This is a genomic window from Mycobacterium sp. 155 (assembly GCF_000373905.1).
Taxonomy (GTDB): Bacteria; Actinomycetota; Actinomycetes; order Mycobacteriales; family Mycobacteriaceae; genus Mycobacterium.
Map to the genome: position 1 here is coordinate 2,688,747 of NZ_KB892705.1, position 23,308 is coordinate 2,712,054.

General features: G+C 66.8%; 24 protein-coding genes and 1 pseudogene. 17 read left to right on the forward strand and 8 right to left on the reverse strand.

Translation table 11 applies throughout. From position 1 onward, the window contains the following. Window position 1: 1 nt before the first annotated feature. Window positions 2–625, reverse strand: coding sequence for a uracil phosphoribosyltransferase (gene upp / locus B133_RS0112790; protein ID WP_018601651.1), 624 nt, complete (start codon window positions 623–625; stop codon window positions 2–4). Between the two features lie 67 nt (window positions 626–692). On the opposite strand from upp, the gene B133_RS0112795 reads away from it, so the two are divergent. The 4 genes from B133_RS0112795 to B133_RS0112810 are packed head-to-tail and all read left to right on the forward strand — an operon-like array spanning window position 693 to window position 3,544. Continuing rightward, window positions 693–983 (forward strand): hypothetical protein, encoded by a 291-nt coding sequence (locus B133_RS0112795; protein WP_018601652.1) that lies wholly within the window; start codon window positions 693–695, stop codon window positions 981–983. Window positions 984–986: 3 nt separating this feature from the next. After that, window positions 987–2,087, forward strand: a complete 1,101-nt coding sequence (locus B133_RS0112800; protein WP_018601653.1) for a C40 family peptidase — start codon at window positions 987–989, stop codon at window positions 2,085–2,087. Beyond that, window positions 2,062–2,250: a hypothetical protein gene (locus B133_RS0112805; protein WP_018601654.1), complete on the forward strand. Its 189-nt coding sequence runs from the start codon at window positions 2,062–2,064 to the stop codon at window positions 2,248–2,250. Before B133_RS0112800 ends, B133_RS0112805 begins: the two co-directional genes overlap by 26 nt. Window positions 2,251–2,284: 34 nt before the next feature. After that, window positions 2,285–3,544 carry a hypothetical protein gene (locus B133_RS0112810; protein WP_018601655.1) on the forward strand — a complete coding sequence of 420 codons (1,260 nt, stop codon included), beginning with the start codon at window positions 2,285–2,287 and terminating at the stop codon, window positions 3,542–3,544. 1 nt (window position 3,545) lies between these two features. On the opposite strand, the gene B133_RS0112815 is transcribed toward B133_RS0112810, so the two are convergent. The 3 genes from B133_RS0112815 to B133_RS23720 form a co-directional block, all read right to left on the reverse strand. Further along, a complete protein-coding gene (locus B133_RS0112815; protein WP_018601656.1) occupies window positions 3,546–4,634 on the reverse strand; it encodes an adenosine deaminase in 1,089 nt (362 codons plus the stop codon). A gap of 113 nt (window positions 4,635–4,747) precedes the next feature. Continuing rightward, complete coding sequence (locus B133_RS0112820; RefSeq protein WP_198291066.1) at window positions 4,748–6,037, reverse strand: thymidine phosphorylase; 1,290 nt, start codon at window positions 6,035–6,037, stop codon at window positions 4,748–4,750. Between the two features lie 84 nt (window positions 6,038–6,121). Continuing rightward, window positions 6,122–6,541, reverse strand: a complete 420-nt coding sequence (locus B133_RS23720) for a cytidine deaminase (RefSeq protein ID WP_081618222.1) — start codon at window positions 6,539–6,541, stop codon at window positions 6,122–6,124. Window positions 6,542–6,755: 214 nt separating this feature from the next. On the opposite strand from B133_RS23720, the gene sdhC reads away from it, so the two are divergent. The 5 genes and pseudogenes from sdhC to B133_RS0112845 all read left to right on the forward strand — a co-directional run. After that, window positions 6,756–7,172: a succinate dehydrogenase, cytochrome b556 subunit gene (sdhC, locus tag B133_RS0112825; protein WP_018601658.1), complete on the forward strand. Its 417-nt coding sequence runs from the start codon at window positions 6,756–6,758 to the stop codon at window positions 7,170–7,172. Continuing rightward, window positions 7,169–7,642 (forward strand): succinate dehydrogenase hydrophobic membrane anchor subunit, encoded by a 474-nt coding sequence (locus B133_RS0112830; RefSeq protein WP_018601659.1) that lies wholly within the window; start codon window positions 7,169–7,171, stop codon window positions 7,640–7,642. Before sdhC ends, B133_RS0112830 begins: the two co-directional genes overlap by 4 nt. A gap of 4 nt (window positions 7,643–7,646) precedes the next feature. Further along, entirely contained in the window at window positions 7,647–9,401 is a 1,755-nt protein-coding gene (sdhA, locus tag B133_RS0112835; protein ID WP_018601660.1) for a succinate dehydrogenase flavoprotein subunit, read from the forward strand. Between the two features lie 2 nt (window positions 9,402–9,403). Continuing rightward, on the forward strand, window positions 9,404–10,195 hold the full coding sequence (locus tag B133_RS0112840) for a succinate dehydrogenase iron-sulfur subunit (protein WP_018601661.1): 792 nt from the start codon (window positions 9,404–9,406) through the stop codon (window positions 10,193–10,195). Between the two features lie 75 nt (window positions 10,196–10,270). Next, window positions 10,271–10,885, forward strand: a pseudogene (locus B133_RS0112845) (carboxymuconolactone decarboxylase family protein); the annotation flags it as partial. Between the two features lie 50 nt (window positions 10,886–10,935). On the opposite strand, the gene B133_RS0112850 reads toward B133_RS0112845, so the two are convergent. Then, window positions 10,936–11,859 (reverse strand): sigma-70 family RNA polymerase sigma factor, encoded by a 924-nt coding sequence (locus tag B133_RS0112850; RefSeq protein WP_018601663.1) that lies wholly within the window; start codon window positions 11,857–11,859, stop codon window positions 10,936–10,938. A gap of 177 nt (window positions 11,860–12,036) precedes the next feature. Between B133_RS0112850 and B133_RS0112855 the strand changes: the two genes are divergently transcribed. The 3 genes from B133_RS0112855 (at window position 12,037) to B133_RS0112865 (ending at window position 15,414) form a co-directional block, all read left to right on the forward strand. Continuing rightward, a complete protein-coding gene (locus B133_RS0112855; RefSeq protein WP_018601664.1) occupies window positions 12,037–12,561 on the forward strand; it encodes an Lrp/AsnC family transcriptional regulator in 525 nt (174 codons plus the stop codon). Next, on the forward strand, window positions 12,558–13,943 hold the full coding sequence (locus B133_RS0112860) for an aspartate aminotransferase family protein (protein WP_018601665.1): 1,386 nt from the start codon (window positions 12,558–12,560) through the stop codon (window positions 13,941–13,943). The genes B133_RS0112855 and B133_RS0112860 overlap by 4 nt, the downstream gene beginning before the upstream one ends. A gap of 214 nt (window positions 13,944–14,157) precedes the next feature. Next, the gene (locus B133_RS0112865) at window positions 14,158–15,414 is read left to right on the forward strand and encodes a D-alanyl-D-alanine carboxypeptidase family protein (protein ID WP_081618223.1); all 1,257 of its coding nucleotides are present in this window, start codon (window positions 14,158–14,160) and stop codon (window positions 15,412–15,414) included. Window positions 15,415–15,502: 88 nt separating this feature from the next. Here the strand turns inward: B133_RS0112865 and B133_RS0112870 are convergent, their stop codons facing one another. Beyond that, window positions 15,503–16,348: an alpha/beta hydrolase gene (locus B133_RS0112870; RefSeq protein ID WP_018601668.1), complete on the reverse strand. Its 846-nt coding sequence runs from the start codon at window positions 16,346–16,348 to the stop codon at window positions 15,503–15,505. Between the two features lie 114 nt (window positions 16,349–16,462). Here B133_RS0112870 and B133_RS0112875 point away from each other — a divergent pair, with 114 nt between their 5' ends. Next, the gene (locus B133_RS0112875) at window positions 16,463–17,035 is read left to right on the forward strand and encodes a TetR/AcrR family transcriptional regulator (protein ID WP_018601669.1); all 573 of its coding nucleotides are present in this window, start codon (window positions 16,463–16,465) and stop codon (window positions 17,033–17,035) included. Between the two features lie 96 nt (window positions 17,036–17,131). Here B133_RS0112875 and B133_RS0112880 read toward each other — a convergent pair whose 3' ends face one another. After that, window positions 17,132–17,830: a GntR family transcriptional regulator gene (locus B133_RS0112880; protein ID WP_018601670.1), complete on the reverse strand. Its 699-nt coding sequence runs from the start codon at window positions 17,828–17,830 to the stop codon at window positions 17,132–17,134. A gap of 156 nt (window positions 17,831–17,986) precedes the next feature. Between B133_RS0112880 and B133_RS22775 the strand changes: the two genes are divergently transcribed. Genes B133_RS22775 through nagA form a run of 4 tightly spaced genes read left to right on the forward strand, consistent with a single transcriptional unit; the run spans window position 17,987 to window position 22,474 of the window. Further along, a complete protein-coding gene (locus B133_RS22775) occupies window positions 17,987–19,360 on the forward strand; it encodes a sugar porter family MFS transporter (RefSeq protein WP_018601671.1) in 1,374 nt (457 codons plus the stop codon). After that, complete coding sequence (locus B133_RS0112890) at window positions 19,357–20,268, forward strand: N-acetylglucosamine kinase (RefSeq protein WP_026256361.1); 912 nt, start codon at window positions 19,357–19,359, stop codon at window positions 20,266–20,268. Before B133_RS22775 ends, B133_RS0112890 begins: the two co-directional genes overlap by 4 nt. A gap of 41 nt (window positions 20,269–20,309) precedes the next feature. Further along, a complete protein-coding gene (locus B133_RS0112895; protein WP_198291067.1) occupies window positions 20,310–21,317 on the forward strand; it encodes an SIS domain-containing protein in 1,008 nt (335 codons plus the stop codon). Then, entirely contained in the window at window positions 21,314–22,474 is a 1,161-nt protein-coding gene (nagA, locus tag B133_RS0112900; protein WP_018601675.1) for an N-acetylglucosamine-6-phosphate deacetylase, read from the forward strand. The genes B133_RS0112895 and nagA overlap by 4 nt, the downstream gene beginning before the upstream one ends. Here the strand turns inward: nagA and B133_RS0112905 are convergent. Next, window positions 22,449–23,264, reverse strand: a complete 816-nt coding sequence (locus B133_RS0112905) for a nitronate monooxygenase (protein WP_018601676.1) — start codon at window positions 23,262–23,264, stop codon at window positions 22,449–22,451. The two genes, nagA and B133_RS0112905, sit on opposite strands and share 26 nt — an antisense overlap. Window positions 23,265–23,308 lie beyond the last annotated feature (44 nt).

Genomic DNA, 23,308 nt, shown 5'->3' on the forward strand with positions numbered 1-23,308 from the left:
GCTACCGAGGACCGAACTGGCGGTCTCCCGCGTCGCCGAGACCCGGGACGATGTAGGCGATCTCGTTGAGGCCGTCATCGACGGTCGCAGTGATCAGCCGGATGCCGGGAGCGATATTCTCCAGCGCTGCAATACCTTCCGGTGCACACACCACGCACACTGCGGTGATGTCGACGGCGTTGCGGGCCTGCAGCAATCCAATGGTGTACGCCATCGACCCTCCGGTGGCCAGCATCGGGTCGAGTACCAACACCGCCCGGTCGCTCAGGTCGTCGGGCAGGGACGCCATATACGGAATGGGGCGCTGTGTCGTTTCGTCCCGCGCCATCCCGACGAAACCCACCTGAGCCTCCGGGATCAACGCGTGCGCCTGGTCGACCATGCCAAGGCCGGCACGCAGCACCGGTACCAGCAGTGGTGGGTTGGCCAGCCGCGAACCGGTGGTGTCGGCCAGTGGGGTGCGCACCGGGATCTGTTCGCACGGCGCGTCGCGAGTGGCTTCATAGACCAGCATCAGCGTCAGGTCACGTAACGCCGCACGGAACGCCGCGTTGTCGGTGCGCTCGTCGCGCAGGGTCGTCAGCCGGGCAGCGGCCAGTGGGTGCTCGACGACACGTACGTCCATCGGCCGACCTTAAACGGTCTCCGCAATCGAGACGGAACCGATCGGCGCCGGCGGGCGTCATAACGACATGTTCGCCGATACCGCCCTGATCCGTGCTCTCGGCGGCGCGTATGCCACGCACGCCGCCGATCTCACCGCTGTCGCGGCGCTGCTGCGCGCGGTCGATCCCCCCGCGTCTGCTCTCGGGCCGGTCGGCGCAGACTTCTTGGCCGCATTCCGCCGAGCCCTCGCCGACCAATCGGCAGCAATCGCTGCGCTGGGCGAGAACACCGGGGCCACCGGGGTGGCCGCGGCCCGAACCGCCGGATGGTTGGACGCCGCGGCAGACCGCGCCGCCGAGCTGCTACCCAGGGTGTAGCAAATGCCGAGCGCACTGGTCAGCGCGCTGATCGCGCCGCTGCGCGAAGTGCAGGCGCTGGTCGGTCCGGGGTGGCCGACGCTCGCCGGTCCCGATACGGCGATCGCCGAGGTGCGCGATGCGCTCGGCGCCGTGGCCACCGCTTCCCGCCGTTCGTGGGCGGCCGTAGGCGATTGGTCGGGCTTGGCGGCCGAGGCTGCCGAACGGTCAGCAGCCGTCACCGCCGCGACGGCGGACGCACTCGCCGACCACGCTGAAACGCTCGGAGCCGCCGCACGCCAGGCCGGCGTTGCGGTGCAGTCGGCGGCGTCCCGGCTGCGAGCTATCGTGGACGGCTTCCAGGCCCGGGCTGCCGCATTCGAAACCCGCCTCGAGGAACCCAGTGTGGCCGAGGCGCTGCTTGCCGAAGCGCACGACGCCCTGCGGGAGGCCATCACCGTGGTCGACGAGTTGCGGGCTCAACTGGACGACCATGCCGCGGCGGTCGGCACCGGTGGCCCGGCACCGCCCGCCGCGACCGCTCCGGCGGGCTTCGGTGCGTCATCAGGTCTTGGCCCGTCGGCCGGATCGTCGGCGCCGGCGGGTCTGGGCTCCCTGTCCGGTACGACGGGCCAGCTGGCCGCGCTGGCCGGCCGGCACCGTTTCGGTGGTCCAGCCGGTTCGATATCCGAGGGGGCTGTCGGCGGGCGTGATCCCGGCGGGTTCGGCGAAGGGGTGACGGTGCGACTGCCTGACGGCAGCACCGCGCTGGCTCCGAACGCGGTCGCAGCCAACGCCGTGCGCAACGCGTTGACCCAGCTCGGAGTGCCGTACCGCTGGGGCGGCACCGCCCCCGGCGTCGGCCTGGACTGCAGCGGCCTGACCCAGTGGGCGTATCACGAAGCGGGGCTGGACATTCCCCGCCTGGCGCAGGAACAGGATGTCGGCGCCGCGGTTTCGGCGGATGCGCTGCGGCCCGGCGACCTTGCGGTGTGGGACGGCCACGTGGCGATGATCGTCGGCGATTCGACAATGATCGAGGCGGGTGACCCGGTCCAGCTTTCCCCCATCCGAACCACCAACGCCGGCCAGGGCTTCCATGGGTTCTTCCGCCCCACCGCCTGACTTCGCCGGCACGATGACCCGGGCCCGGGCCTTCCTCGAGACGCTCGCGCGGGCCGGTGACGACCTGGGCGCACTGCGCGACGGCGCCGATGCGGTGAAACGACGCCGGCGGCTGCTGGACGACCTCGCGGCGGAGTTCGGCGACCAACCGGAGACGACCTGACGGCCCGCCAGGGTGCGCCGTTAGGCTGTGCCGCATGGCTGCTGACATCGTGCCGGTTCGGCTGGCACTGACCAAGGGCGACCTCTACACCCTGTGGGCTCCGCGGTGGCGGGATGCCGGTGACGAGTGGGAGGCGTTCCTCGGCGACGATGAAGACCTGTTCGCCTTCAAGTCGGTCGCCGACCTGGTCGCCTTTGTGCGCACCGATACCGACAACGACCTGACCGATCATCCGGCGTGGGAGAAGTTGACCGAGGCCTCGGCGCACAGGTTCGATCCGGCCGACGACCGGCGGTACGACATCGTCGGGGTACCGGAGTTGGTGGCCAACAAGCCCTCCGAGGAGTCGGTGGCGAGCCTGCACCGGACGTTGGTGATCGTGTCGTCGATCGGCTCGGTGTGTGAGCTGGCGGCGATCAGCAAGTTCTTCAACGGCAACCCGGTACTCAGCAGCCTCGGCGGCGGCCTCGACGAATTCACCGGTCGCAGCGGACGCAAGCGCTGGGGCGAGATCGAGGCTGTCATCGCCCGCGGCTGGGACAGTGTGCTCGACGCCATCGACGACATCGTCACGATCCCCGAGGACGTCGACGCCGACGCGGTGAAGAAGGCCGAAAAGGAACTCGACGAGCCCGCACCGGAACCCGACGAGGACGAAACCAAAGTCGAGGAGACCGAAGCTGACGAGCCTCAGGCCGACGAGGCGAGCGAGCCCGAGGAGGAAACCGACGCCGTGCTGGGCGGCGACGAGGACTTCTGGGTGAAAGTCGGTATCGACCCCGTGCGGCTGATGACGCGGTCCGGCACGGTGTACACGCTGCGCTGCTACCTCGACGACGAACCGGTCTTCCTGGGCCGCAACGGCCGCATCAGTGTGTTCAGCTCGGAACGTGCGTTGGCCCGCTACCTGGCCGACGAGCATGACCACGATCTATCCGATCTGGCCACCTACGACGACATCCGCACCGCCGCCACCGACGGATCGCTGCGGGTGGACGTCTCCGACGAGAACGTCTACGTGCTCAGCGGGATCTCCGACGACATCGCCGACGGACCCGATGCGATCGACCACGATCAGCTCGAGCTCGCGGTCGAACTGCTGCGCGACGTCAGCGACTACGCCGAGGACAAGACCGTCGAGGAGACCCTCGCCACCACCACGCCGCTGGGGAAGTTTGTCGGGCACGTGCTCGACCCGCGCAAGGTGAAGGCCCCGGCAGCGCCCTACGCCGATGCGGTCGAACAGTGGGAGACGCTCGAGCGCTTCGTGGAGTCGCGACTGCGGCCTGAGTAGCTCAGCCCACCAGCACGGCGTAGCGCGGCTTGATCACCTCGTCGATGATGGCCAGCCGCTCGTCGAACGGGATGAACGCGGACTTCATCGCATTGATGGTGAAACGCTCCAGGTCGCTCCAGCCATAGCCGAAGGCATCGACAAGGCGGGTCATCTCCTGGGTCATGGTGGTGTCGCTCATCAATCGGTTGTCGGTGTTGACGGTGACCCGGAACCGCAGCCGGGCCAGCCGGTCGAACGGATGCTCGGTGATAGACGGCGCAGCCCCGGTCTGCACGTTGCTGCTCGGGCACATCTCCAGCGGAATTCGCTTGTCCCGCAAGATCGCTGCCAGCCGTCCGAGTTTCTGGGTACCGTCGTCGAGCTGGGTGATGTCATCGACGATACGCACGCCGTGACCGAGCCGGTCGGCCCCGCAGAACGCGATCGCCTCATGGATGGACGGCAACCCGAACGCCTCCCCCGCGTGAATGGTGAAGCGCGCGTTGTTGCTTCGCATGTACTCGAATGCGTCGAGGTGCCGCGACGGCGGATAACCGGCCTCGGCCCCGGCGATGTCGAAGCCCACCACACCCTTGTCGCGGAACCGGATGGCCAGTTCGGCGATCTCCCGGGACCTTGCGGCATGCCGCATCGCGGTGACCAGGCACCGGACCGTGATGGTGCGCCCCTCGGACGCAGCGGCCTTCTCGCCGTCGGCGAAACCGGCCAGCACCGCGTCGACGACCGTGTCCAAGGACAGGCCGCGGTCGATGTGCAGTTCCGGCGCGAACCGGACCTCGGCGTAGACCACGTTGTCGGCGGCGAGGTCCTCGACGCATTCGTAAGCGACTCGGTGCAGCGCCTCAGGGGTCTGCATGACGCCGACGGTGTGGGCGAACGGTTCCAGGTAACGCACCAGCGAGCCGCTGTGCGCGGCGGTGCGGAAGAACGTCGCGAGTTCGTCGACTTCGGTGGCAGGTAGGTCGTCGTAGCCGAACTGACCGGCAAGATCGAGCACTGTGCCCGGGCGCAGTCCACCGTCGAGGTGGTCGTGCAGCAAGGCCTTGGGGGCGTGGCGGATCGTGTCGAGGGTCAGTGGCGTACTCATCACTCCATCATCCGCAAGGAGGGCCGGTTCGACCTATGGATCCCCGAACCGTTCTCACGACGTTCAGCTGAACGGAGGGAAATCACAACACGACAGCGACCAGCCGGCCAGGGTCACATTCGGTCGATGATCAGCGGCCGCGGCCCCGGCGCGGAATCACAGACACCCCAGGTGCCGTCGAGTTCGGTCAGCGCCGCGCCCAGCCGATCCGGTGTGTCGGTGTAGAGCGTGAACACGACCTCACCGGCCGCCACCGGCTCGCCGGGTCTGCGATGAATCCGCACTCCGGCGCCGGCCTGCACGGGGTCTGTCGGGTGGGCGCGGCCGGCGCCCAGCCGCCAGGCGGCCATCGCCACGCCCATCGCGTCGATGTCACCCATCACGCCGCCGCGGGTAGCCGTGACAGTCTCGGTTGCCGCGCCGACCGGCAGCGGCCTGGACAGGTCGCCGCCCTGGGCACTCACCAGTTCCCGAAATCGGTCCATCGCCGACCCGTCGCGCAGCGTGTCGGCAGGATCGACCCCTTCAATGCCTGCGGCGTCGAGCATCTCGGCGGCCAGCGCCAAAGTCAGTTCGACCACATCGGAGGGCCCACCACCGGCCAGCACCTCCAACGACTCGGCCACCTCGACGGCGTTGCCGACAGTCCGCCCCAGCGGCCGGTCCATATCGGTCAGCAGGGCCCGGGTCGGCACCCCATACGCGTTTCCGAGGTCGACCATCGCGAGGGCCAGCTGCCGCGACTCGGCCTCGGTCTTGAGGAACGCCCCGCGGCCCACCTTGACGTCGAGCACGAGCGCCTCGGCTCCCTCGGCCAGTTTCTTGCTCATCACCGAACTCGCGATGAGCGGCAGCGATTCCGTGGTGGCCGTGACGTCGCGCAGGGCATAGATCTTGCGGTCGGCCGGCGCCAGCTCCCCGGCGGCGAAGATGGCCGCCCCCACATCGCAAAGCTGTTGGCGGATACGGTCTTTGGACAGCTCGGCGGTGAAACCTGGGATCGCTTCGAGCTTGTCGAGCGTACCGCCGGTGTGCCCGAGGCCGCGCCCGGCGGCCTGCGGCACCGCGCCTCCGCACGCCAACACCACGGGCACCAGCGGGATGGTGATCTTGTCGCCGACGCCGCCGGTGGAGTGTTTGTCCACCAGTGCGAGCGGTTTACCGGCCCGGCGCAGATCGGTGAAGTCGAACCGCTCGCCCGACGCCACCATCGCCGCGGTCCAGCGGGTGATCTCAGCCGGCGTCATGCCGCGCAGGAAGATCGCCATCAGCAGTGCCGACATCTGTTCGTCGGCGACACGGCCATGTGTATAGCCGTCGATGATCCAGTCGATCGCGGCGTCCGAAAGCACTCCGCCGTCGCGTTTGGTTCGGATGATGGTGGGCGCGTCGATGGCGCAAATCCTAGCCGTTCACCCCGCCAGCGGGTGCGCAACCAGGTCTTCGACGAGCACCTGTGAGCCAAGCCCAGGCCAGAGCGGTTGACATCAGGCCTGAGTCGGCCGGCGCCTCGACCGGGCGAGATCCTCAGGTCCGAACGCGTCGGGAAGCAACTCCGCGAGTCGGCGTGGGCCACGGGGGTGATCGATCAACAGCCCCGGCCCACCATGCTCCAACAGCACCTGCCGGCACCGCCCACAAGGCATCAGCAACGCTCCGTCGGGCCCGACACAACTCAAGGCGACAAGCCGTCCGCCACCCGAAGAATGCAGGGCGCAGACCACAGCGCACTCGGCACAGAGACCTAGGCCATATGAGACATTCTCCACATTGCATCCGGCCACGATTCGGTCATCGTCTACCAGTGCCGCGGCGCCGACCGAAAATTGCGAATACGGCGCATAAGCTGCGTGCGACACGGAAATCGCCTTGTCCCGCAATACTTTCCAGTCGATATTCGGCGCCAATTCAACGACCCCGGCCAGTTACTGAATGCATTCCGAAACCTCCACCCCATCGACGCGCGATGTAGATAGGTAAGCCTAATTTCCTCTTGTTCGCGGCTTCCTACGACGACACCGTATTCGTTCGCCCGTGCAAATGGGTTTAGAGTCGCCCCGAGGTTTGGGGCTAACTCGACAGACCGGTCCCGAACATCCGCTGATGATGTTGGAGGGCCCTATGAGTGCACAGACGGAGGTGCCAGCTCCGCGACCGGGCAAGTCCCGTCGGTTGACGTTGTATCGCGGTGATCCCGGCATGTGGTCGTGGGTGTTGCATCGCATCACCGGTGCCACAATTTTCTTCTTCCTGTTCGTGCACGTGTTGGATACCGCGTTGGTCCGGGTGAGCCCTGAGGCGTACAACGCAGTCATCGAGACCTACAAGACCCCCATCGTCGGTCTGATGGAGATGGGCTTGGTGGCCGCGGTGCTCTTCCACGCACTCAACGGCATCCGCGTCATCCTCATCGACTTCTGGCAGTACGGCCCGCGCTATCAGCGGCACATGCTCGCCGTCGCCGTCAGCGTCTTCGCTGTGGCCCTCATCGCCGGACTGGGAGTTCTCGGTATGCACATGGCGGAGCGGTTCCTATGAGCGCGCCAGGGACGGGCGAATCCCGCCTGGGCCGGCCCGCGCCGATCCTCGAACGCGAACACGACCGCCCGGCCGGACTCGATCACCCGCGCGCCCCGCGGCGCCCCCGGGGCATCCCGTACTTCGAGAAATACGCCTGGCTGTTCATGCGGTTCTCCGGTGTGGCGCTGGTTTTTCTGGCACTGGGCCACCTGTTCATCATGCTGATGTGGCAAGACGGCGTGTACCGGATCGACTTCAACTACGTGGCGCAGCGCTGGGCCTCACCGTTCTGGCAGATCTGGGATATGGCCCTGCTGTGGCTGGCGATGATCCACGGCGCCAACGGGATGCGCACCATCATCGGCGACTATGCCCGCAAGAACGTGACCAAGTTCTATCTGAATTCACTGCTGCTACTGGCAACCGGATTCACCCTGGTGCTGGGCACCTACGTCCTGGTCACCTTCGACGCGAACATCGGGGGTTAAAAGCATGATCCACCACCATCGCTACGACGTCGTCATCGTCGGCGCCGGTGGCGCCGGGATGCGCGCCGCGGTCGAGGCAGCCCCCCGCGCGCGCACCGCGGTGCTGACCAAGCTCTACCCCACCCGCAGCCACACCGGCGCCGCCCAGGGTGGCATGTGCGCCGCGCTGGCCAATGTCGAAGAAGACAACTGGGAATGGCACACCTTCGACACCGTCAAAGGTGGGGACTACCTCGCCGACCAGGACGCCGTCGAGATCATGGCCAAGGAAGCCATCGACGCGGTGCTCGACCTGGAAAAGATGGGCATGCCGTTCAACCGCACCCCCGAAGGCCGCATCGACCAGCGCCGCTTCGGCGGACACACCCGCGACCACGGTAAAGCTCCGGTGCGCCGAGCCTGCTACGCCGCCGACCGCACCGGCCACATGATCCTGCAAACCCTCTACCAAAACTGCGTCAAACACGATGTCGAATTCTTCAACGAGTTCTACGCCCTGGACATCACCCTGACCGAAACCCTCACGGGGCCCGTGGCCACCGGCGTCATCGCCTACGAATTGGCGACAGGAGACATCCATGTCTTCCACGCCAAGGCCGTCGTGTTCGCGACCGGCGGATCCGGCCGCATGTACAAGACCACCTCCAATGCCCACACCCTGACTGGTGACGGCCTGGGCATCATCTTCCGCAAGGGACTTCCCTTGGAAGACATGGAATTCCACCAGTTCCATCCCACGGGTCTGGCCGGTCTGGGCATCCTGATCTCCGAGGCCGTGCGCGGTGAAGGCGGCCGGCTACTCAACGGCGAGGGCGAACGCTTCATGGAGCGCTACGCACCCACCATCGTCGACCTCGCGCCCCGCGACATCGTCGCCCGCTCGATGGTGCTGGAGGTGCTCGAAGGCCGCGGCGCCGGCCCCAACAAGGACTATGTCTACATCGACGTACGCCACCTCGGCGCCGACGTCCTGGAAGCCAAACTGCCCGACATCACCGAATTCGCCCGCACCTACCTCGGAGTGGACCCGGTCACCGAACTGGTACCGGTCTACCCGACATGTCACTACGTCATGGGCGGCATCCCCACCACCGTGCACGGCCAGGTACTGCGCGACAACACCAACATCGTCCCGGGCCTCTACGCCGCCGGGGAATGCGCATGCGTCTCGGTGCACGGCGCCAACCGGCTGGGCACCAACTCACTGCTCGACATCAACGTCTTCGGCCGCCGCGCCGGCATCGCCGCCGCCGAATACGCCAACAACCACCACTTTGTCGACCTCCCCGAGAACCCCGCCGACATGGTGGTCGGCTGGGTCAGCGACATCCTCTCCGAACACGGCAACGAACGTGTCGCCGACATCCGCACCGCACTGCAACAGTCGATGGACAACAACGCCGCGGTGTTCCGTACCGAAGAAACTCTCAAACAAGCACTGACCGACATCCACGCGCTCAAGGAGCGGTATTCCCGCATCACCGTGCACGACAAAGGCAAGCGCTACAACAGCGATCTCTTGGAAGCCATCGAGCTCGGATTCCTGCTGGAACTGGCCGAAGTCACCGTGGTCGGTGCGCTCAACCGCAAGGAATCCCGCGGCGGACACGCCCGCGAGGACTACCCCAACCGCGACGACACCAACTACATGCGCCACACCATGGCCTACAAACAAGGCACTGACCTGTTGAGCGATATCCGGCTGGACCACAAGCCAGTGGTCCAGACCCGCTACGAGCCGATGGAACGGAAGTACTGACGATGGCACCCGTCGCAGAGGTCATAGCCACCCCCGAAGCCGGCGACCCACCCCTGCCCCCCGTCCCCGAGGGTGCGGTCATGGTCACGCTCAAGATCGCCCGGTTCAATCCCGAGAACCCCGATGCTGCCGGCTGGCAGAGTTTCCGGGTGCCGTGCCTGCCCACCGACCGGCTGCTCAACCTGCTGCTCTACGTCAAGGGTTACCTCGACGGCACCCTGACGTTCCGACGCTCCTGCGCCCACGGAGTCTGCGGATCCGACGCGATGCGCGTCAACGGCGTCAACCGACTGGCTTGCAAAGTGCTCATGCGCGACCTGCTACCCAAAAACCCCGGCAAACCGCTCACCATCACCATCGAGCCCATCCGCGGTCTACCCGTGGAAAAGGACCTCGTGGTCGACATGGAGCCGTTCTTCGACGCCTACCGCGCCGTCAAACCGTTCCTCATCACCAGCGGCAACCCGCCCACCAAGGAGCGCATCCAAAGCGCCACTGACCGTGCCCGCTTCGACGACACCACCAAGTGCATCCTGTGCGCCTGCTGTACCACCAGCTGTCCCGTCTACTGGAACGAAGGCAGCTACTTCGGCCCCGCGGCCATCGTCAACGCCCACCGATTCATCTTCGACTCCCGCGACGAAGCCGCCGCTGAACGCCTCGACATCCTCAACGAAGTCGACGGCGTCTGGCGCTGCCGTACCACCTTCAACTGCACCGAGGCCTGCCCCCGCGGCATCCAGGTCACCCAAGCCATTCAAGAAGTCAAACGCGCGTTGATGTTCGCACGGTGAGTTCCTTTCGCCGAGCGTGAAGAAGATCGCGAGATTTCTCGAAAGTCTCTCGCGATCTTGTTCACACTCGGCCTGTCACACATCACCCGGCCGTCTCGTCTGACTGATATGACCACACGAATCTCCCCTGTGACCCCCAAGAGCGCCGGCCTGCTGACCCGGATCATGTACCGCATTGCCAAGCGGAAATTCGGTGAGGTGCCCGAACCGTTCACGGTGGCCGCCCATCACCCGCGGCTGCTGGTCGCCAACGCGGTGCACGAGACCCTCCTGCAGAGTGGTTCGAAGAAATTGCCGGCCAGCGTCCGGGAACTGGCGGTGTTCTGGACCGCCCGCACCGTAGGTTGCTCGTGGTGTGTCGATTTCGGGTCGATGCTCATGCGCCTGGAGAACCTGAATGTAGACCGGCTCAAATCGATAGCCGAGTACGCCACCTCACCGCTGTTCACCGAGGACGAGCGCGCCGCGATCACCTACGCCGACGCGATGACCACCGACCCGCACACCGTGACCGACGAGCAAGTCGCCGATCTGCGAAGGCGGTTCGGCGACGACGGCGTGATCGAGTTGACGTATCAGATCGGCGTGGAGAACATGCGGGCCCGGATGTACTCGGCGCTGGGAATCACCGAGCAGGGCTTCAGCTCGGGGGATGCGTGCCGAGTGCCGTGGGCCGACCAGCTGGGATGATCTCAAAGGTGATCGAAACCGGTGAAGGCCGTGCGCGCGGACTTCTGATATCACAATGCGTCTCCGCGTAGCGGAGAACCGGTGAACTTGTCGGGGTTGGCGATATCCCATACCGCGCAGACTTTTCCGTCACGGACGGTCATCGCGGTGACGCGCGGCATCATCTCTGGATAGCTCTCGCCCGCGGGTGCACCCGGGGTGTAGCTGCCCAGCTCGCCGTTGACCAACGCCAGCTGCGCCTCCGCCAACCAGTTCGGGCCGTACCGCGCCGCCAACCCGAGCAGAAACCGGGCCACCTTGTCCGGGCCATGGATGACCCGCGCGGCCGTCGGCGCCCGGCGATTGGAGTCGCCGGTGAACGTGACGTCCGGATGCAACAGACGCACAACGGCTTCCAGATCTCCAGTGGCCAAGGCCGCCATGAACGCCCCGGCCACCTCGTTGTGGGTGTCCGCCGGGACCGCGGGCGGGGCGTCGGCCACCGCCCGGCGGGCCCGCGAGGCCAATTGCCGCGCGGACGCAGGGCTGACCCCGAGCACCTCGGCGATCTCGGGGAACGGCACGGCGAAACCGTCGTGCAGCACGAAAGCCACTCGCTGATCCGGCGTCAACCGTTCCAGCACCACCATCGCCGCGAACCGCGCGTCTTCGCCGGCGACCACCGCGGTCAACGGGTCAACGGTGCCGGACCCCGTCAGATCGAACCTCGTCACCACCGGCTCGGGCAGCCATTCGCCGACGTAGGATTCGCGCCGATGGGCGGCCGACCGCAACCGGTCCAGGCCGAGCCGGCTGACCACCGTGGTCAGCCAGGCCCGCAGGTCGTTGATCTCACCGCGATTGGCATTCCATCGGATCCAGGCGTCCTGCACGATGTCCTCGGCGTCGGCGTAGGTGCCCGTCAATCGGTACGCGACCGCCAGAAGGTGGGGCCGCAACGCCTCGAACTCGTCGGTCTGCGCCGCCGTCGTCACCTACCCGAGGGTAGTTACCGCGGCACTGTTGATCCGACTGCCGGCCGCGTTCACTGTCATACGCATGGGGCCATGCGATGACCAATCTCTACTAGATACCGCAGTCAGAACACACTCATACAAGTGATTTCATCGAAATAGTTACCACAAACAACGAATTCCGTGCAAAATCGTAGTATGACCGACCCGGATGGTGACGAGCCGACGTCCGCACCCGTCCCTTTTCGTGTCAACCATTCTCGGCCAGGAGCCGGCTTTCAGCTCGATGAACTGTCAAAAGCGATCATCGAACAACTTCAGCAGGATGGCCGACGCTCGTATGCGAGCATCGGCAAGGCCATCGGACTGTCCGAGGCCGCCGTCCGCCAGCGCGTGCAACGAATGGTCGACGCCGGCGTCATGCAGATCGTCGCCGTGACCGATCCGCTACAACTCGGCTTCTCCCGTCAGGCGATGATCGGCATCCGCTGCACCGGCGACACCATCCAGCTGGGCGAGAAGCTGGCCGCCATGACATCGGTCGACTACGTCGTGCTGACCGCCGGATCGTTCGACATCATCATCGAAGTTGTCTGCGAAGACGACGACACCCTGCTCGACCTACTCAACACCCAGATTCGCGCACTGCCGGGAGTGATATCAACCGAAACACTCGTCTATTTGAAACTCGTTAAACAGCAATATAATTGGGGTACACGATGACAATCACAGACACTACCCAGCTAGCTCCGTCCGATCTGGCCGCCAAAGCCAACCGCCACCTGTGGGGCCACTTTGCCCGGCACGGGCAGGGCATCACGCCACCGATCATCACCCGCGGCGAGGGCGTCTACATCTTCGACGACAAGGGCAAGCGCTACATCGACGGCCTCTCGGGGCTCTTCGTCGTCCAAGTCGGCCACGGCCGCAAGGAACTTGCCGAGGCGGCGGCCAAACAGGCCGAGACGCTGTCCTACTTCCCGCTGTGGTCCTACGCCACCCCGCCGGCCATCGAACTGGCCGAGCGTGTCGCCGGGTACGCGCCGGGCGATCTCAACCGGGTCTTCTTCACCACCGGCGGCGGCGAAGCCGTCGAGAGCGCCTGGAAGCTGGCCAAGCAGTACTTCAAGCTCACCGGAAAACCGGGTAAGCACAAGGTGGTTTCCCGGTCGATCGCCTACCACGGCACGCCGCAGGGTGCGCTGGCGATCACCGGGATCCCGGCGTACAAGGCACCGTTCGAGCCGCTGACACCCGGCGGTTTCCGCGCCCCGAACACCAACTTCTACCGGGCACCTGCCGAATATGCCCACGACGAGAAGGCATTCGGCCGCTACTGCGCCGACCGCATCGCCGAGGCCATCGAATTCGAGGGACCAGACACGGTGTGCGCTGTCTTTCTCGAGCCGGTGCAGAACGCCGGCGGCTGCTTCCCGCCGCCGCCCGGATACTTCGAACGCGTCCGCGAAATCTGCGACCGCTACGACGTGCTGCTGGTCTCCGATGAGGTGATCTGCGCGTACGGCCGGATCGGTTCGATGTTCGCCTGCAACGACTTCGGCTACATACCGGACATCATCACCAGTGCCAAGGGCCTGACGTCGGGCTACTCGCCACTGGGCGCGATGGTCGCCAGCGACCGGCTGTTCGAGCCGTTCAACGATGGCAAGACCGTCTTCGGGCACGGCTATACCTTTGGCGGACACCCGGTTTCGTCGGCAGTCGCGCTGGCCAACCTCGACATCTTCGAGCGCGAGAAGATCAACGACCACGTCAAGGAACTGGCACCGGCGTTCCGGGCCACTCTGGAGAAGCTCTACGACTTGCCGATCGTCGGCGATGTGCGTGGTGACGGCTTCTTCTACGGCATCGAACTGGTCAAAGATAAAACGACCAAGGAGACGTTCAGCGACGAGGAGAGCGAGCGGCTGCTGCGCGGGTTCCTGACCCCCGCGCTGTGGGATGCCGGACTCTACTGCCGCGCCGACGACCGCGGCGACCCGGTGATCCAGCTGGCGCCGCCACTGATCAGTGGGCAGGCCGAGTTCGACGCCATCTACGAGATCCTCCATCGCGTCCTCAGCGAGGCAGGCAACGTGCTGTAGCGGTTCGCGGGCGTACCGGTGCGGCCGTCGACGGCATCCGGACTCAGAGCCCAGACTTCGGTGCGGTTACCGGCGTCGTCGAAACGGGCGGAAAACTATGGATGTCGACCTTCGAGTTCCCTGCGCTGGCCTATACCCGCCTTTAACATCAGTCACATACGTCACAGCGTGGCTCCCCGGAATCGAGGGCCGGATCGCCTAACCTTCGGACACGATGGCGACCTTGCGGAGTATCTCGACGCGCGCGCTCATGCGCGGATGTTCCGTGCTTGCGGCGTTGACGATGCTCGCGGCACCGACCCTGGTGACCGTGTCGACGGCGTCCGCCGACCCCGTCGCGGCGCCGGTGCCGGCACCCCCGCCACCGGAATGCCCGTTCAAGGTGACGACGCCCCCAGCGGTCGACTCGTCGGAGGTGCCCAAGGCCGGCGATCCGCCGCTGCCGCTGCCGGTGCCCACGAAAACCATCGGTGGCGAGGCACTTTCAGGCTGTGGGATCGTCACCGCACCCGATACCCCGCCCGTCCCCAATGACATCTCCGCCGACGCGTGGGTAGTGGCCGACCTGGACAGCGGCGACATCATCGCCGCGCGAGATCCCCACGCCAGACATCGGCCCGCGAGCATCATCAAGGTGCTGGTGGCCACGGCCGCGCTCAACGAACTGAATCTCAACAAGCGCATCCAGGGCACCCAGGAGGACGCCAACGCCGAGGGCACCCGCGTCGGCGTCGGCCCCGGCGGCATCTACTCCATCAACGACCTGTTGCACGGCCTGCTCATGCATTCGGGCAACGACGCCGCTCACGCGTTGGCCATGCAACTCGGCGGCATGGACACGGCGCTGCAGAAGATCAACGTGTTGGCGGGCAAGCTCGGTGGCCGCGACACCCGGGCCGCTACCCCGTCCGGGCTCGACGGCCCCGGTATGAGCACCTCGGCCTACGACATCGGGCTGTTCTACCGCTACGCCTGGCAGAACCCGGCGTTCGCCGATATCGTCGCCACCAAGTCGTTCGATTTCCCTGGGCGCGACGGTAATCCGCCGTATCCCGTGGAGAACGACAATAAGTTGCTGGACAACTACCCGGGCGCGCTCGGCGGCAAGACCGGCTACACCGACGATGCCGGGCAGACATTCGTCGGCGCAGCCAATCGGGACGGTCGCCGACTGGTGGCGGTGCTGCTGCACGGCACCCGACTGCCGATCGCTCCGTGGGAACAGGCCGCACATCTGCTCGACTACGGTTTCGCCACTCCGCCGGGCACCAAGGTCGGCACGCTGGTGGACCCCGACCCGTCACTGACGACACCCAAGCAGCCCGATGAGCCCACCGCAGCGCAGGCGGCGTCGGTCCTGCCCACGGCAGACGCGCTGCCGGTGCGAGTCGGCGTCACCATCGTCGGCGCCATCATCGTCTTTCTCCTCATCATGGGCGCCCGGTCGCTGAACCGCCGCCCGCAGCACTGACTTCGACCGCTTTTTCCCGGCGAGCAGACGCTGCGGTACTCCGAAATCGGCGTGTCGGGTACCGCAGCGCCTGCTCGCGGGAAGAACGTCAGTGCTGCTGCTTGATGAATTCGAGCGCCGTGTCGGCGACTTCGCGCCAGCCGCTGTCGATCACCAATGAGTGTCCGCGACCGGGAATCTCAACGATCTCGGTGACATTGGGGTTCTTCTTGTTCAGCTTGTAGGAGGCGTTGGCGATCGCCCACGGGACGGTGTTGTCCCTCTCGCCGGAGATGACCAACAGCGGACCGCGCTCCGGGTTCTTGGTGTTGACCTTCGTCTGCGACGCGGGGTTGAAGTTCGCAATGGCGGCCTGGAACAGCGGGGCACCGGAACCGGCGACGGAGTATTCGTCGTGGAGCCGGTTCGACTCCTCTTCCGAGACGGCGTTACCGAAGGCGAACCGAAACTGCTTGCGGGTCAAGGCGATCGCGCGACTGTAGTTGAGCGGATTGCCGAGGACGGGGAATGCGGCCCGCAGCGCCGACACGGGCAGCGGCAGCACGCCGCGGAACGGCGCCGGGTCGATGGCGATCGAGGCCGCGGCAAGTCCCATACCGGCGAGCTTCTGAGTGATCAGCCCGCCGAAGGAGTGCCCGATCACGATGGGCTTACGGTCCAGCGCCCGGATCACTTCGGCGTAGTGCTCGGTGATGTCGCCGACCGTCTTGTGAGCGAACACCGAAGGGTCGAGACGTGCATCCGCCACGGTCGCCGGGTCGTCCGGCCATCCCGGGGCCAGCGTGACGAAACCCTGCTCCTCGAACAGCGCGCGCCAGTTGTCCCAGCTGGTGGGCAGCAGCCACAGGCCATGGACGAAGACGACAGGCTGCGCTCCTGAGCTGTTCGCGCGGACGATCTCGGCCTGTTCGCGAGGGCTGATGGTGGCGGTCATGGCGGTCTCCTATCAATAGAAAGAACGGTCGTTCTGATTGCAGTAACCAACACTATGGCCGATCTGTTCCCGGCTGCAGAAAGAACGTTCTGACTGTCGGCGTACCGTCGAGATATGGAATCGTCGACGCCCATCTCGCAGGCCCGGGAACGGCTCCTGCGTACGGCCGCGGAGCTGTTCTATCGAGAGGGAATTCACTCTGTTGGCGTCGACCGGATCCTTGCCGACGCTAACGTCACCCGCGCCACCATGTACCGCCACTTCGCCGGCAAGGAAGGCCTGGTCGAGGCCTATCTCGCACTGGAGGATGCGACGATCCGCGGCTACTTCTCCGAGGCGGAGACGCGCGCCGGACCGGATTCCGACATGCTCGAGCTCGTGATCGACGGGATCGCCGAGGACATCGCCCGCTACCACACCCGTGGATGCCCCTTCATCAATGCGGCCGCCGAATATCCCGACCCCACCAGCAAGGTCCGGAAACTCATTGCGACACACCGTAACTGGTTCCGGGGCGCACTCGAACAGGCCGCGGCCGGGCGCGACAACCCCGCCGATATCGCCGCGTCACTGGTCCTGCTGCGTGACGCCGCGCTCGTCGGAGGCTACCTCGACGGGATCGAGACGACGAAGCGCTCGTTCGTCCGAGCGGCCCGGCAGGCGGCGGAACTACCAGCGCGCGCCTGACCTTTCCCCGCCGAGCAGACACGGAGGTACTCCAGACGCGGCGTGTCGCGTACCGCAGCGTCTGCTCGGCGGGAAAAGACTACGCGCGGGCGAAGGTCAGGCGCGGGCGACGAAGCAGAACCGGTCGCCGCGGTATACCGACCTGGTCCACTCGACGACGCGGCCGGTCTTGTCCCTGCTGGTGCGATGCACCAGCAGCAGCGGCTGCCCAGTCGCGATCCGCAGAAGCTCCGCCTGATCCGGATTCGCCAGCGCGGTCTCGACGGTGTCCTCCACCGAGTGCACACCGCGGTCGTAGCAGTCCCGCAGCGCCGCGTACAGCGAACCCGTCTCGGCCAGCCGTGCCTCCAGCCGCGGCAGCGCGCCGGGCAGGTGCGCCTCCTCGATCGCCAACGGCTCGCCGTCGACCTCGCGCAGCCGCGTCAGGAGATGAATCCGCTCGCCCGGCGCGATCTCCAGATGCTCCGCGACGGCTGGCTCGGCACGCACCCGCTCCAGCCCGAGGATCTGCGAAGAGGGCTGCATCCCTTCGGCTTTCAGATCGTCGGTGAGGGACGACAGCTGCCGGACGTGAACCACCTTGGGGGGCGCGACGAAGTTGCCACTGCCCTGGGTACGGCGCAGGACGCCCTCCCCCGCCAACTCGGCCAGGGCTTTGCGCAGCGTGGTCCGTGACGTGCCGAGCTGTTCGGCGAGCTGCCGCTCCGGAGGGAGCGACGCGCCCCGGTCGAGTCCTGCGATCAGATCGGCCAGCGCAAGCTTGACCTGAAAGTACCGCGGCGCAGGTTCGGCCATATCAGTTTTCCCTTACCTCTTGACGAACGAAATTGGTATATGCCAATGTTACCTCCATCATATTGGTGTATACCAATTTGACCCGTCACATTCATCCCGCAGCGAGAGGAACCGCACGTGGGCTCTACCGAAACTCGAAAACCCCCGCGGCTTGCGGTGCTGGTGGGGATCGCCGCCGCCAGCGTCGGCGTCATCTACGGCTACGACCTGTCCAACATCGCCGGCGCCATGCTGTTCATCCCCAAGGAGTTCGACCTGGACACCGCGGGCGTGCAGTGGATCACCACCATGGTGGTGATCGGTGAGATCGCCGGCGCGATCATCGGCGGCTGGCTGGCCAACCGGATCGGCCGCAAGAAGTCCATGGTCCTGGTGGCGGTCACCTATGCGGCATTCGCGCTGATGTGCGCGTTGTCGGTATCGGTGCCGATGCTCATGGTCGCCCGGCTGCTGCTGGGCCTCACCATCGGCGTCTCGGTGGTGGTGGTACCGGTGTTCGTCGCCGAGTCGGCCCCCGCCGACATCCGCGGGGCACTGCTGGTCGCCTACCAGGTGGCCACGGTGGTCGGCATCATCATCGGCTATCTGGCCGCCTACGCCCTGGCGGGATCGGGCGGGTGGCGCTGGATGCTCGGCCTGGCCGCCGTGCCCGCCGTGGTGGTAGCCCTCATCCTGATGCGCATGCCCGACACCGCCCGCTGGTACATGCTCAAGGGCCGCACCGAAGACGCTCGCCGCGCGCTACAGATGGTCGAACCCGCCGCCGACGTCGATGCCGAGCTGGCCGAGATCGGCAGGGCCCTGCACGAAGAACGCGGAGGGGCGTTCCGCGAGATGCTGCGTCCGCCCTACCTGCGGGCCACCGTGTTCGTCGTCGTACTCGGGTTCTTCATCCAAATCACCGGCATCAACGCCATCGTCTACTACAGCCCGAAACTGTTCGAGGCCATGGGTTTCCACGGCAACTTCGCGCTGCTGATCCTGCCCGCCCTGATCCAGGTGGCCGCGCTGATCGCGGTCTTCGTGTCACTGGTGCTCGTCGACCGGCTGGGCCGGCGCCCGATCCTGCTCGGCGGCATCGCCATGATGGTGCTGGCCAACGCCCTGCTGATCGGTGTCTTCGTCGCCGGCGACAACTTCGGCGGGGCGCTCACGGCGCTCGGCTTCATCGGAGTGCTGCTGTTCACCGTCGGCTTCACCTTCGGCTTCGGTGCCCTGGTCTGGGTGTACGCCGGGGAGAGCTTCCCGTCGCGGCTGCGCTCGATGGGTTCCAGCGCGATGCTCACCTCCGACCTGGTGGCCAACGCGATCGTGGCCGGCTTCTTCCTCACCATGCTGCAGACTCTCGGTGGCTCGGGCACATTCATGGTGTTCGGCGTACTGGCCCTGCTGGCCTTCGTCTTCGTCTACCGGTTCGCCCCGGAGACCAAGGGCCGCCAACTGGAGGACATCCGGCACTTCTGGGAGAACGGCGGCCAGTGGCCCGCCGCGATCGCTGGCGGCACCGAGACCGAGGCGACCGGACGATGAGCTCGGCAGCGGTGCTCGGCCTGGACATCGGCGGATCGAAGACCCAGGCCCTGCGTGTGGAGGATGGCACGGTGGTCGCCGAGGCCCTGGCCGGCAGCGCGAACATCTCGTCGGTGGGTCTCGAAGAAGCCGGCCGGCAGCTCGACGTCATCCTCGACCAGTTGGGCACCAAGGACATCAAGGCAGTCTGTGCCGGTGCAGCGGGGGTCGAAACACCCGACGGCGAGGCCCGGCTGCGTGATCTGCTGGCCCACCGGCTGCCCTGCGCCCGTATCCGGGTGGTGCACGACAGCCAGCTGATCCTGGCCGCCGCGGGCGTCATCGATGGCATCGCCGTCATCTCCGGCACTGGCTCGGTGGCCTGGGGACGCCGCGGCGACCTGCAGAGCCGGGCCGGCGGCTGGGGATACCTGCTCGGCGACGAAGGCAGCGGATACTGGGTGGCCCGGGAAGCATTGCGGCGCAGTCTTATCCGCGCCGAACGCGGCGAGCCCGCAGACCGGCTCGGTCAACAGCTGGCCGCCGATTGCGGCCTGCAACTGCCCGAACAACTACTCGAACACTTCTACGCCCAGCCGGACCGGCGCTATTGGGCCGGCCGCGCCCGCGTGGTGTTCGAGCTGGCCCGCGACGGCGACCTGGTGAGCTGCAACATCATCGATGCCGCCGCCGCGGCGCTCGCCGAGCTCGCGGTATCGGTTGCCACGCGGCTCGGTTCGCCCGGCCCGGTGGTGCTGGCCGGCGGACTGGCCGTGCATCAGCCCGCACTGCAGAAAGCCGTACGCACACGGCTGACCGAACAGCAGTTCACCGACGTCCGGGTACTGGCCGTCGACCCAGTGCGGGGTGCGTTGGAACTGGCCCAACGACTACTACTGACATGTGATTCCGAGAAGGAGAAGAAGTGAGCAACCTTGACGCCACCCACGTGAGCACCCCTGGCCACCTGATGGCCGCCGAGATCGCCGAACAGCCGCAGGTATGGCGCCGACTGCTCACCGACGGGCTCGACCCGATCCGTGCCGCTGCCGACCGGATCGCCCGGACCGCACCGCGTTTCGCCCAGTTGGTGGCCCGCGGCACCAGTGACCATGCCGCCTTGTACGCCAAGTATCTGATCGAGATCAAACACGGCCTGCCCGCCGGACTGGTGTCGCCGTCGACCGTCACGGTCTACGGCGCCCAGCCCGATCTGCGCGACGTGCTCTACATCGCGGTCAGCCAGTCCGGCGGGTCGCCCGACCTGGTGCGTTCGGTGGAAGTCGCCCGGGCCCAGGGCGCTTTGACCGTCGCCGTCACCAACAACGCCGAATCCGAGCTGGCCGCGGCCGCCGAGATCCACATCGACGTGCTGGCCGGCTCGGAACGCTCGGTGGCGGCGACCAAGTCCTACACCGCCGAACTGCTGGCCCTGCAATTGCTGCTCGACGGCGGTGACAGTCGGGGCACCGAGGCACTGCCCGAACTTGGTGAGGCCGTGCTGGCCTGCGGTGAGCAGGTGCGCGAGGTCGCGCAACGCTACCGGTTCGCGCAACGACTCATCACCACCGCGCGTGGATACTCCTACCCCACCGCCCGGGAAGCCGCCCTCAAACTCATGGAGACGTCGTACCTTTCGGCACAGGCATTCTCGGGTGCCGACCTGCTCCACGGCCCGCTGGCAACCGTCGACCCGCAGGTGCCGGTGTTGGCCATCGTGCCCGACAGCGCCGGCGGACAGGCGATGCTGCCGGTACTGGAGCGGTTGGCCGAGCGGCACGCCGACGTGTTCGGGGTGGGTGCTCCCGCGGCCCTGGCTGGGCTAGCCGGAGGCATCGCCTTGCCCACGGTGCCCGACGAGCTCTCTCCGCTATTGGAAATCCTTCCGCTGCAACAGCTTGCCCTGCATCTGGCCCTGGCCCGCGGCGGTGACCCGGACCAGCCACGCGGGCTGCGCAAGGTAACGGAGACCCTGTGACACTGATTGCGGCGGGCACCGTGGTGGCCGCCGACGGGGTGCACCGACCGGGCTGGATCGAGACGAGCTCGGACCGCATCATCGACTGCGGCGGCGGTGCTCCCCCACGGCCCGCGGATGTCGAATATCCGGATGCGATCGTGGTGCCCGGATTCGTGGACATCCACGTGCACGGCGGCGGTGGCGCGTCCTACACCGACGGCGTGGCCGACGAAATCGTCCGGGCGGCAACGTTTCACCGCAGTCACGGCACCACCACCACGCTCGCCAGTCTGGTCACCGCATCACCGGCCGACCTGCTGCTTGAGGTGGCCGCACTCACCGAAGCCACCAATACCGGTGTGGTGGCCGGAATCCACCTAGAGGGTCCGTGGCTCAGCTCGGCACGCTGTGGCGCGCACGATGCCACACAATTGCGCGATCCGGACCCGATGGAGGTCAAGGCCCTGCTGGCCGCGGCCGACGGTGCCATCCGCATGGTCACCATCGCACCCGAACTGCCCGGTAGCGGCGACGCCATCCGGCTGCTGGTCGACGCCGGAGTCGTTGTCGCCGTTGGCCATACCGATGCCAGCTACCAGCAGGCCCACGGGGCTGTAGAACTGGGCGCCACGGTCGGCACCCATCTGTTCAACGCGATGCGGCCGCTACACCACCGTGACCCCGGCCCCGCCCTGGCCTTACTGGAGGATCCAAGGGTCACCGTGGAACTGATCGCCGACGGTGTGCACGTGCATCGCGCATTGCTGCGGCACGTCGTCGAATCGGCGGGAGCCGACCGGGTTGCGCTGATCACCGATGCCATGGCCGCGGCCGGGCTGGCCGACGGTTCGTTTCGGCTCGGCACACTCGATGTCGACGTGCGGGACCACGTCGCGCGGGTGCGTGGCGAATCGACCATCGCGGGCAGCACGGCGACGATGGACCGGATCTTCCGGGCGGCCGTGGACTCGTCGGCGTCCGATGATGCGCTGACAGCCGCAGTGCAGATGACGGCGACGACACCGGCCCGCACTCTCGGGCTCACCGACGTCGGCGGCATCTCGCCACACCTGCGTGCCGATCTGGTGGTACTCGATGCGGATCTCGCGGTGCAGGCCGTAATGAGGCAAGGTCGCTGGTCGGACCCGCTCAGCCTCGACTCATCAGCGCTGTGATGGTCTCCGCGGCGGTCAGGGCCCGGGTCACCATGCCGACCCCCTCCCCGGCGTTCACCGGCGTGGCCCGCCCCGCAGCGTCGACGAGCACGCGTTCAGGAATGGTTGAGGGCCAACCATATCCGGAGGCAATATCGAATTCGGAGGTCAGCGTTGTCGATCCAGCGTCGGCGGCGAGCAACGCGTCCCGCGCCGCATCCGGGGTGAGCGCCTCGACACAGGTGGAGAACGCGGTGCCCACCCATGCCGCGGCCGCGCCGGCCGCCAGTACCGCGGCCACCCCGCGCGCCGAGGCGATCCCACCGGCGGCGAGCACAGGTGCCTCGACCGCGTCGAGCACATCGGTCAGCAGCGGCAGGGTGCCGACGAGTGGCTTCCCGTGCCCACCGCCCTCGGCGCCGCGGGCCACCAGCACATCCACCCCGGCGTCGACAGCGCGCCGCGCGGCGTCGACCGTCGCAACCTGCGTCGTCACCCGCACCTCGGCGTCGTGGGCGCGCCGCACCCATTCCCAGTCGTCACCGAAACTCACGCTGAGCAGCGCAGGCCGGGCGGCCAGCGCCACGTCGAGGAGCTCGGGCTGATTGGTCATCACCCAGTGCACGAGGCCGATGCCGAACGGACGGTCGAGAGCACCGAGGGTGGCGAGCTCGCCGCGTAACAACTCGGGTGTCGCGGCACTGCCCATACCGATCATGCCGAGGCCGCCGGCCCGCGATACTGCCGCCGCCAGCCGGCCCCCGGCCGCACCGCCCATGGGCGCGTTGACAATTGGTACTTCGAGGCCCATCTCACGCGCCCAGCTGGTAACGATGCTCACACCCGGCGATGTTA

Bases quoted from the DNA above. Each gene is read 5' to 3' on its own strand.
- upp (WP_018601651.1), bottom strand. From the start codon at position 625: ATGGACGTACGTGTCGTCGAGCACCCACTGGCCGCTGCCCGGCTGACG.
- B133_RS0112795 (WP_018601652.1), top strand. From the start codon at position 693: ATGTTCGCCGATACCGCCCTGATCCGTGCTCTCGGCGGCGCGTATGCC.
- B133_RS0112800 (WP_018601653.1), top strand. From the start codon at position 987: ATGCCGAGCGCACTGGTCAGCGCGCTGATCGCGCCGCTGCGCGAAGTG.
- B133_RS0112805 (WP_018601654.1), top strand. From the start codon at position 2,062: ATGGGTTCTTCCGCCCCACCGCCTGACTTCGCCGGCACGATGACCCGG.
- B133_RS0112810 (WP_018601655.1), top strand. From the start codon at position 2,285: ATGGCTGCTGACATCGTGCCGGTTCGGCTGGCACTGACCAAGGGCGAC.
- B133_RS0112815 (WP_018601656.1), bottom strand. From the start codon at position 4,634: ATGAGTACGCCACTGACCCTCGACACGATCCGCCACGCCCCCAAGGCC.
- sdhC (WP_018601658.1), top strand. From the start codon at position 6,756: ATGAGTGCACAGACGGAGGTGCCAGCTCCGCGACCGGGCAAGTCCCGT.
- B133_RS0112830 (WP_018601659.1), top strand. From the start codon at position 7,169: ATGAGCGCGCCAGGGACGGGCGAATCCCGCCTGGGCCGGCCCGCGCCG.
- sdhA (WP_018601660.1), top strand. From the start codon at position 7,647: ATGATCCACCACCATCGCTACGACGTCGTCATCGTCGGCGCCGGTGGC.
- B133_RS0112840 (WP_018601661.1), top strand. From the start codon at position 9,404: ATGGCACCCGTCGCAGAGGTCATAGCCACCCCCGAAGCCGGCGACCCA.
- B133_RS0112855 (WP_018601664.1), top strand. From the start codon at position 12,037: ATGACCGACCCGGATGGTGACGAGCCGACGTCCGCACCCGTCCCTTTT.
- B133_RS0112860 (WP_018601665.1), top strand. From the start codon at position 12,558: ATGACAATCACAGACACTACCCAGCTAGCTCCGTCCGATCTGGCCGCC.
- B133_RS0112865 (WP_081618223.1), top strand. From the start codon at position 14,158: ATGGCGACCTTGCGGAGTATCTCGACGCGCGCGCTCATGCGCGGATGT.
- B133_RS0112870 (WP_018601668.1), bottom strand. From the start codon at position 16,348: ATGACCGCCACCATCAGCCCTCGCGAACAGGCCGAGATCGTCCGCGCG.
- B133_RS0112875 (WP_018601669.1), top strand. From the start codon at position 16,463: ATGGAATCGTCGACGCCCATCTCGCAGGCCCGGGAACGGCTCCTGCGT.
- B133_RS0112880 (WP_018601670.1), bottom strand. From the start codon at position 17,830: ATGGCCGAACCTGCGCCGCGGTACTTTCAGGTCAAGCTTGCGCTGGCC.
- B133_RS0112890 (WP_026256361.1), top strand. From the start codon at position 19,357: ATGAGCTCGGCAGCGGTGCTCGGCCTGGACATCGGCGGATCGAAGACC.
- B133_RS0112895 (WP_198291067.1), top strand. From the start codon at position 20,310: ATGGCCGCCGAGATCGCCGAACAGCCGCAGGTATGGCGCCGACTGCTC.
- B133_RS0112905 (WP_018601676.1), bottom strand. From the start codon at position 23,264: ATGGGCCTCGAAGTACCAATTGTCAACGCGCCCATGGGCGGTGCGGCC.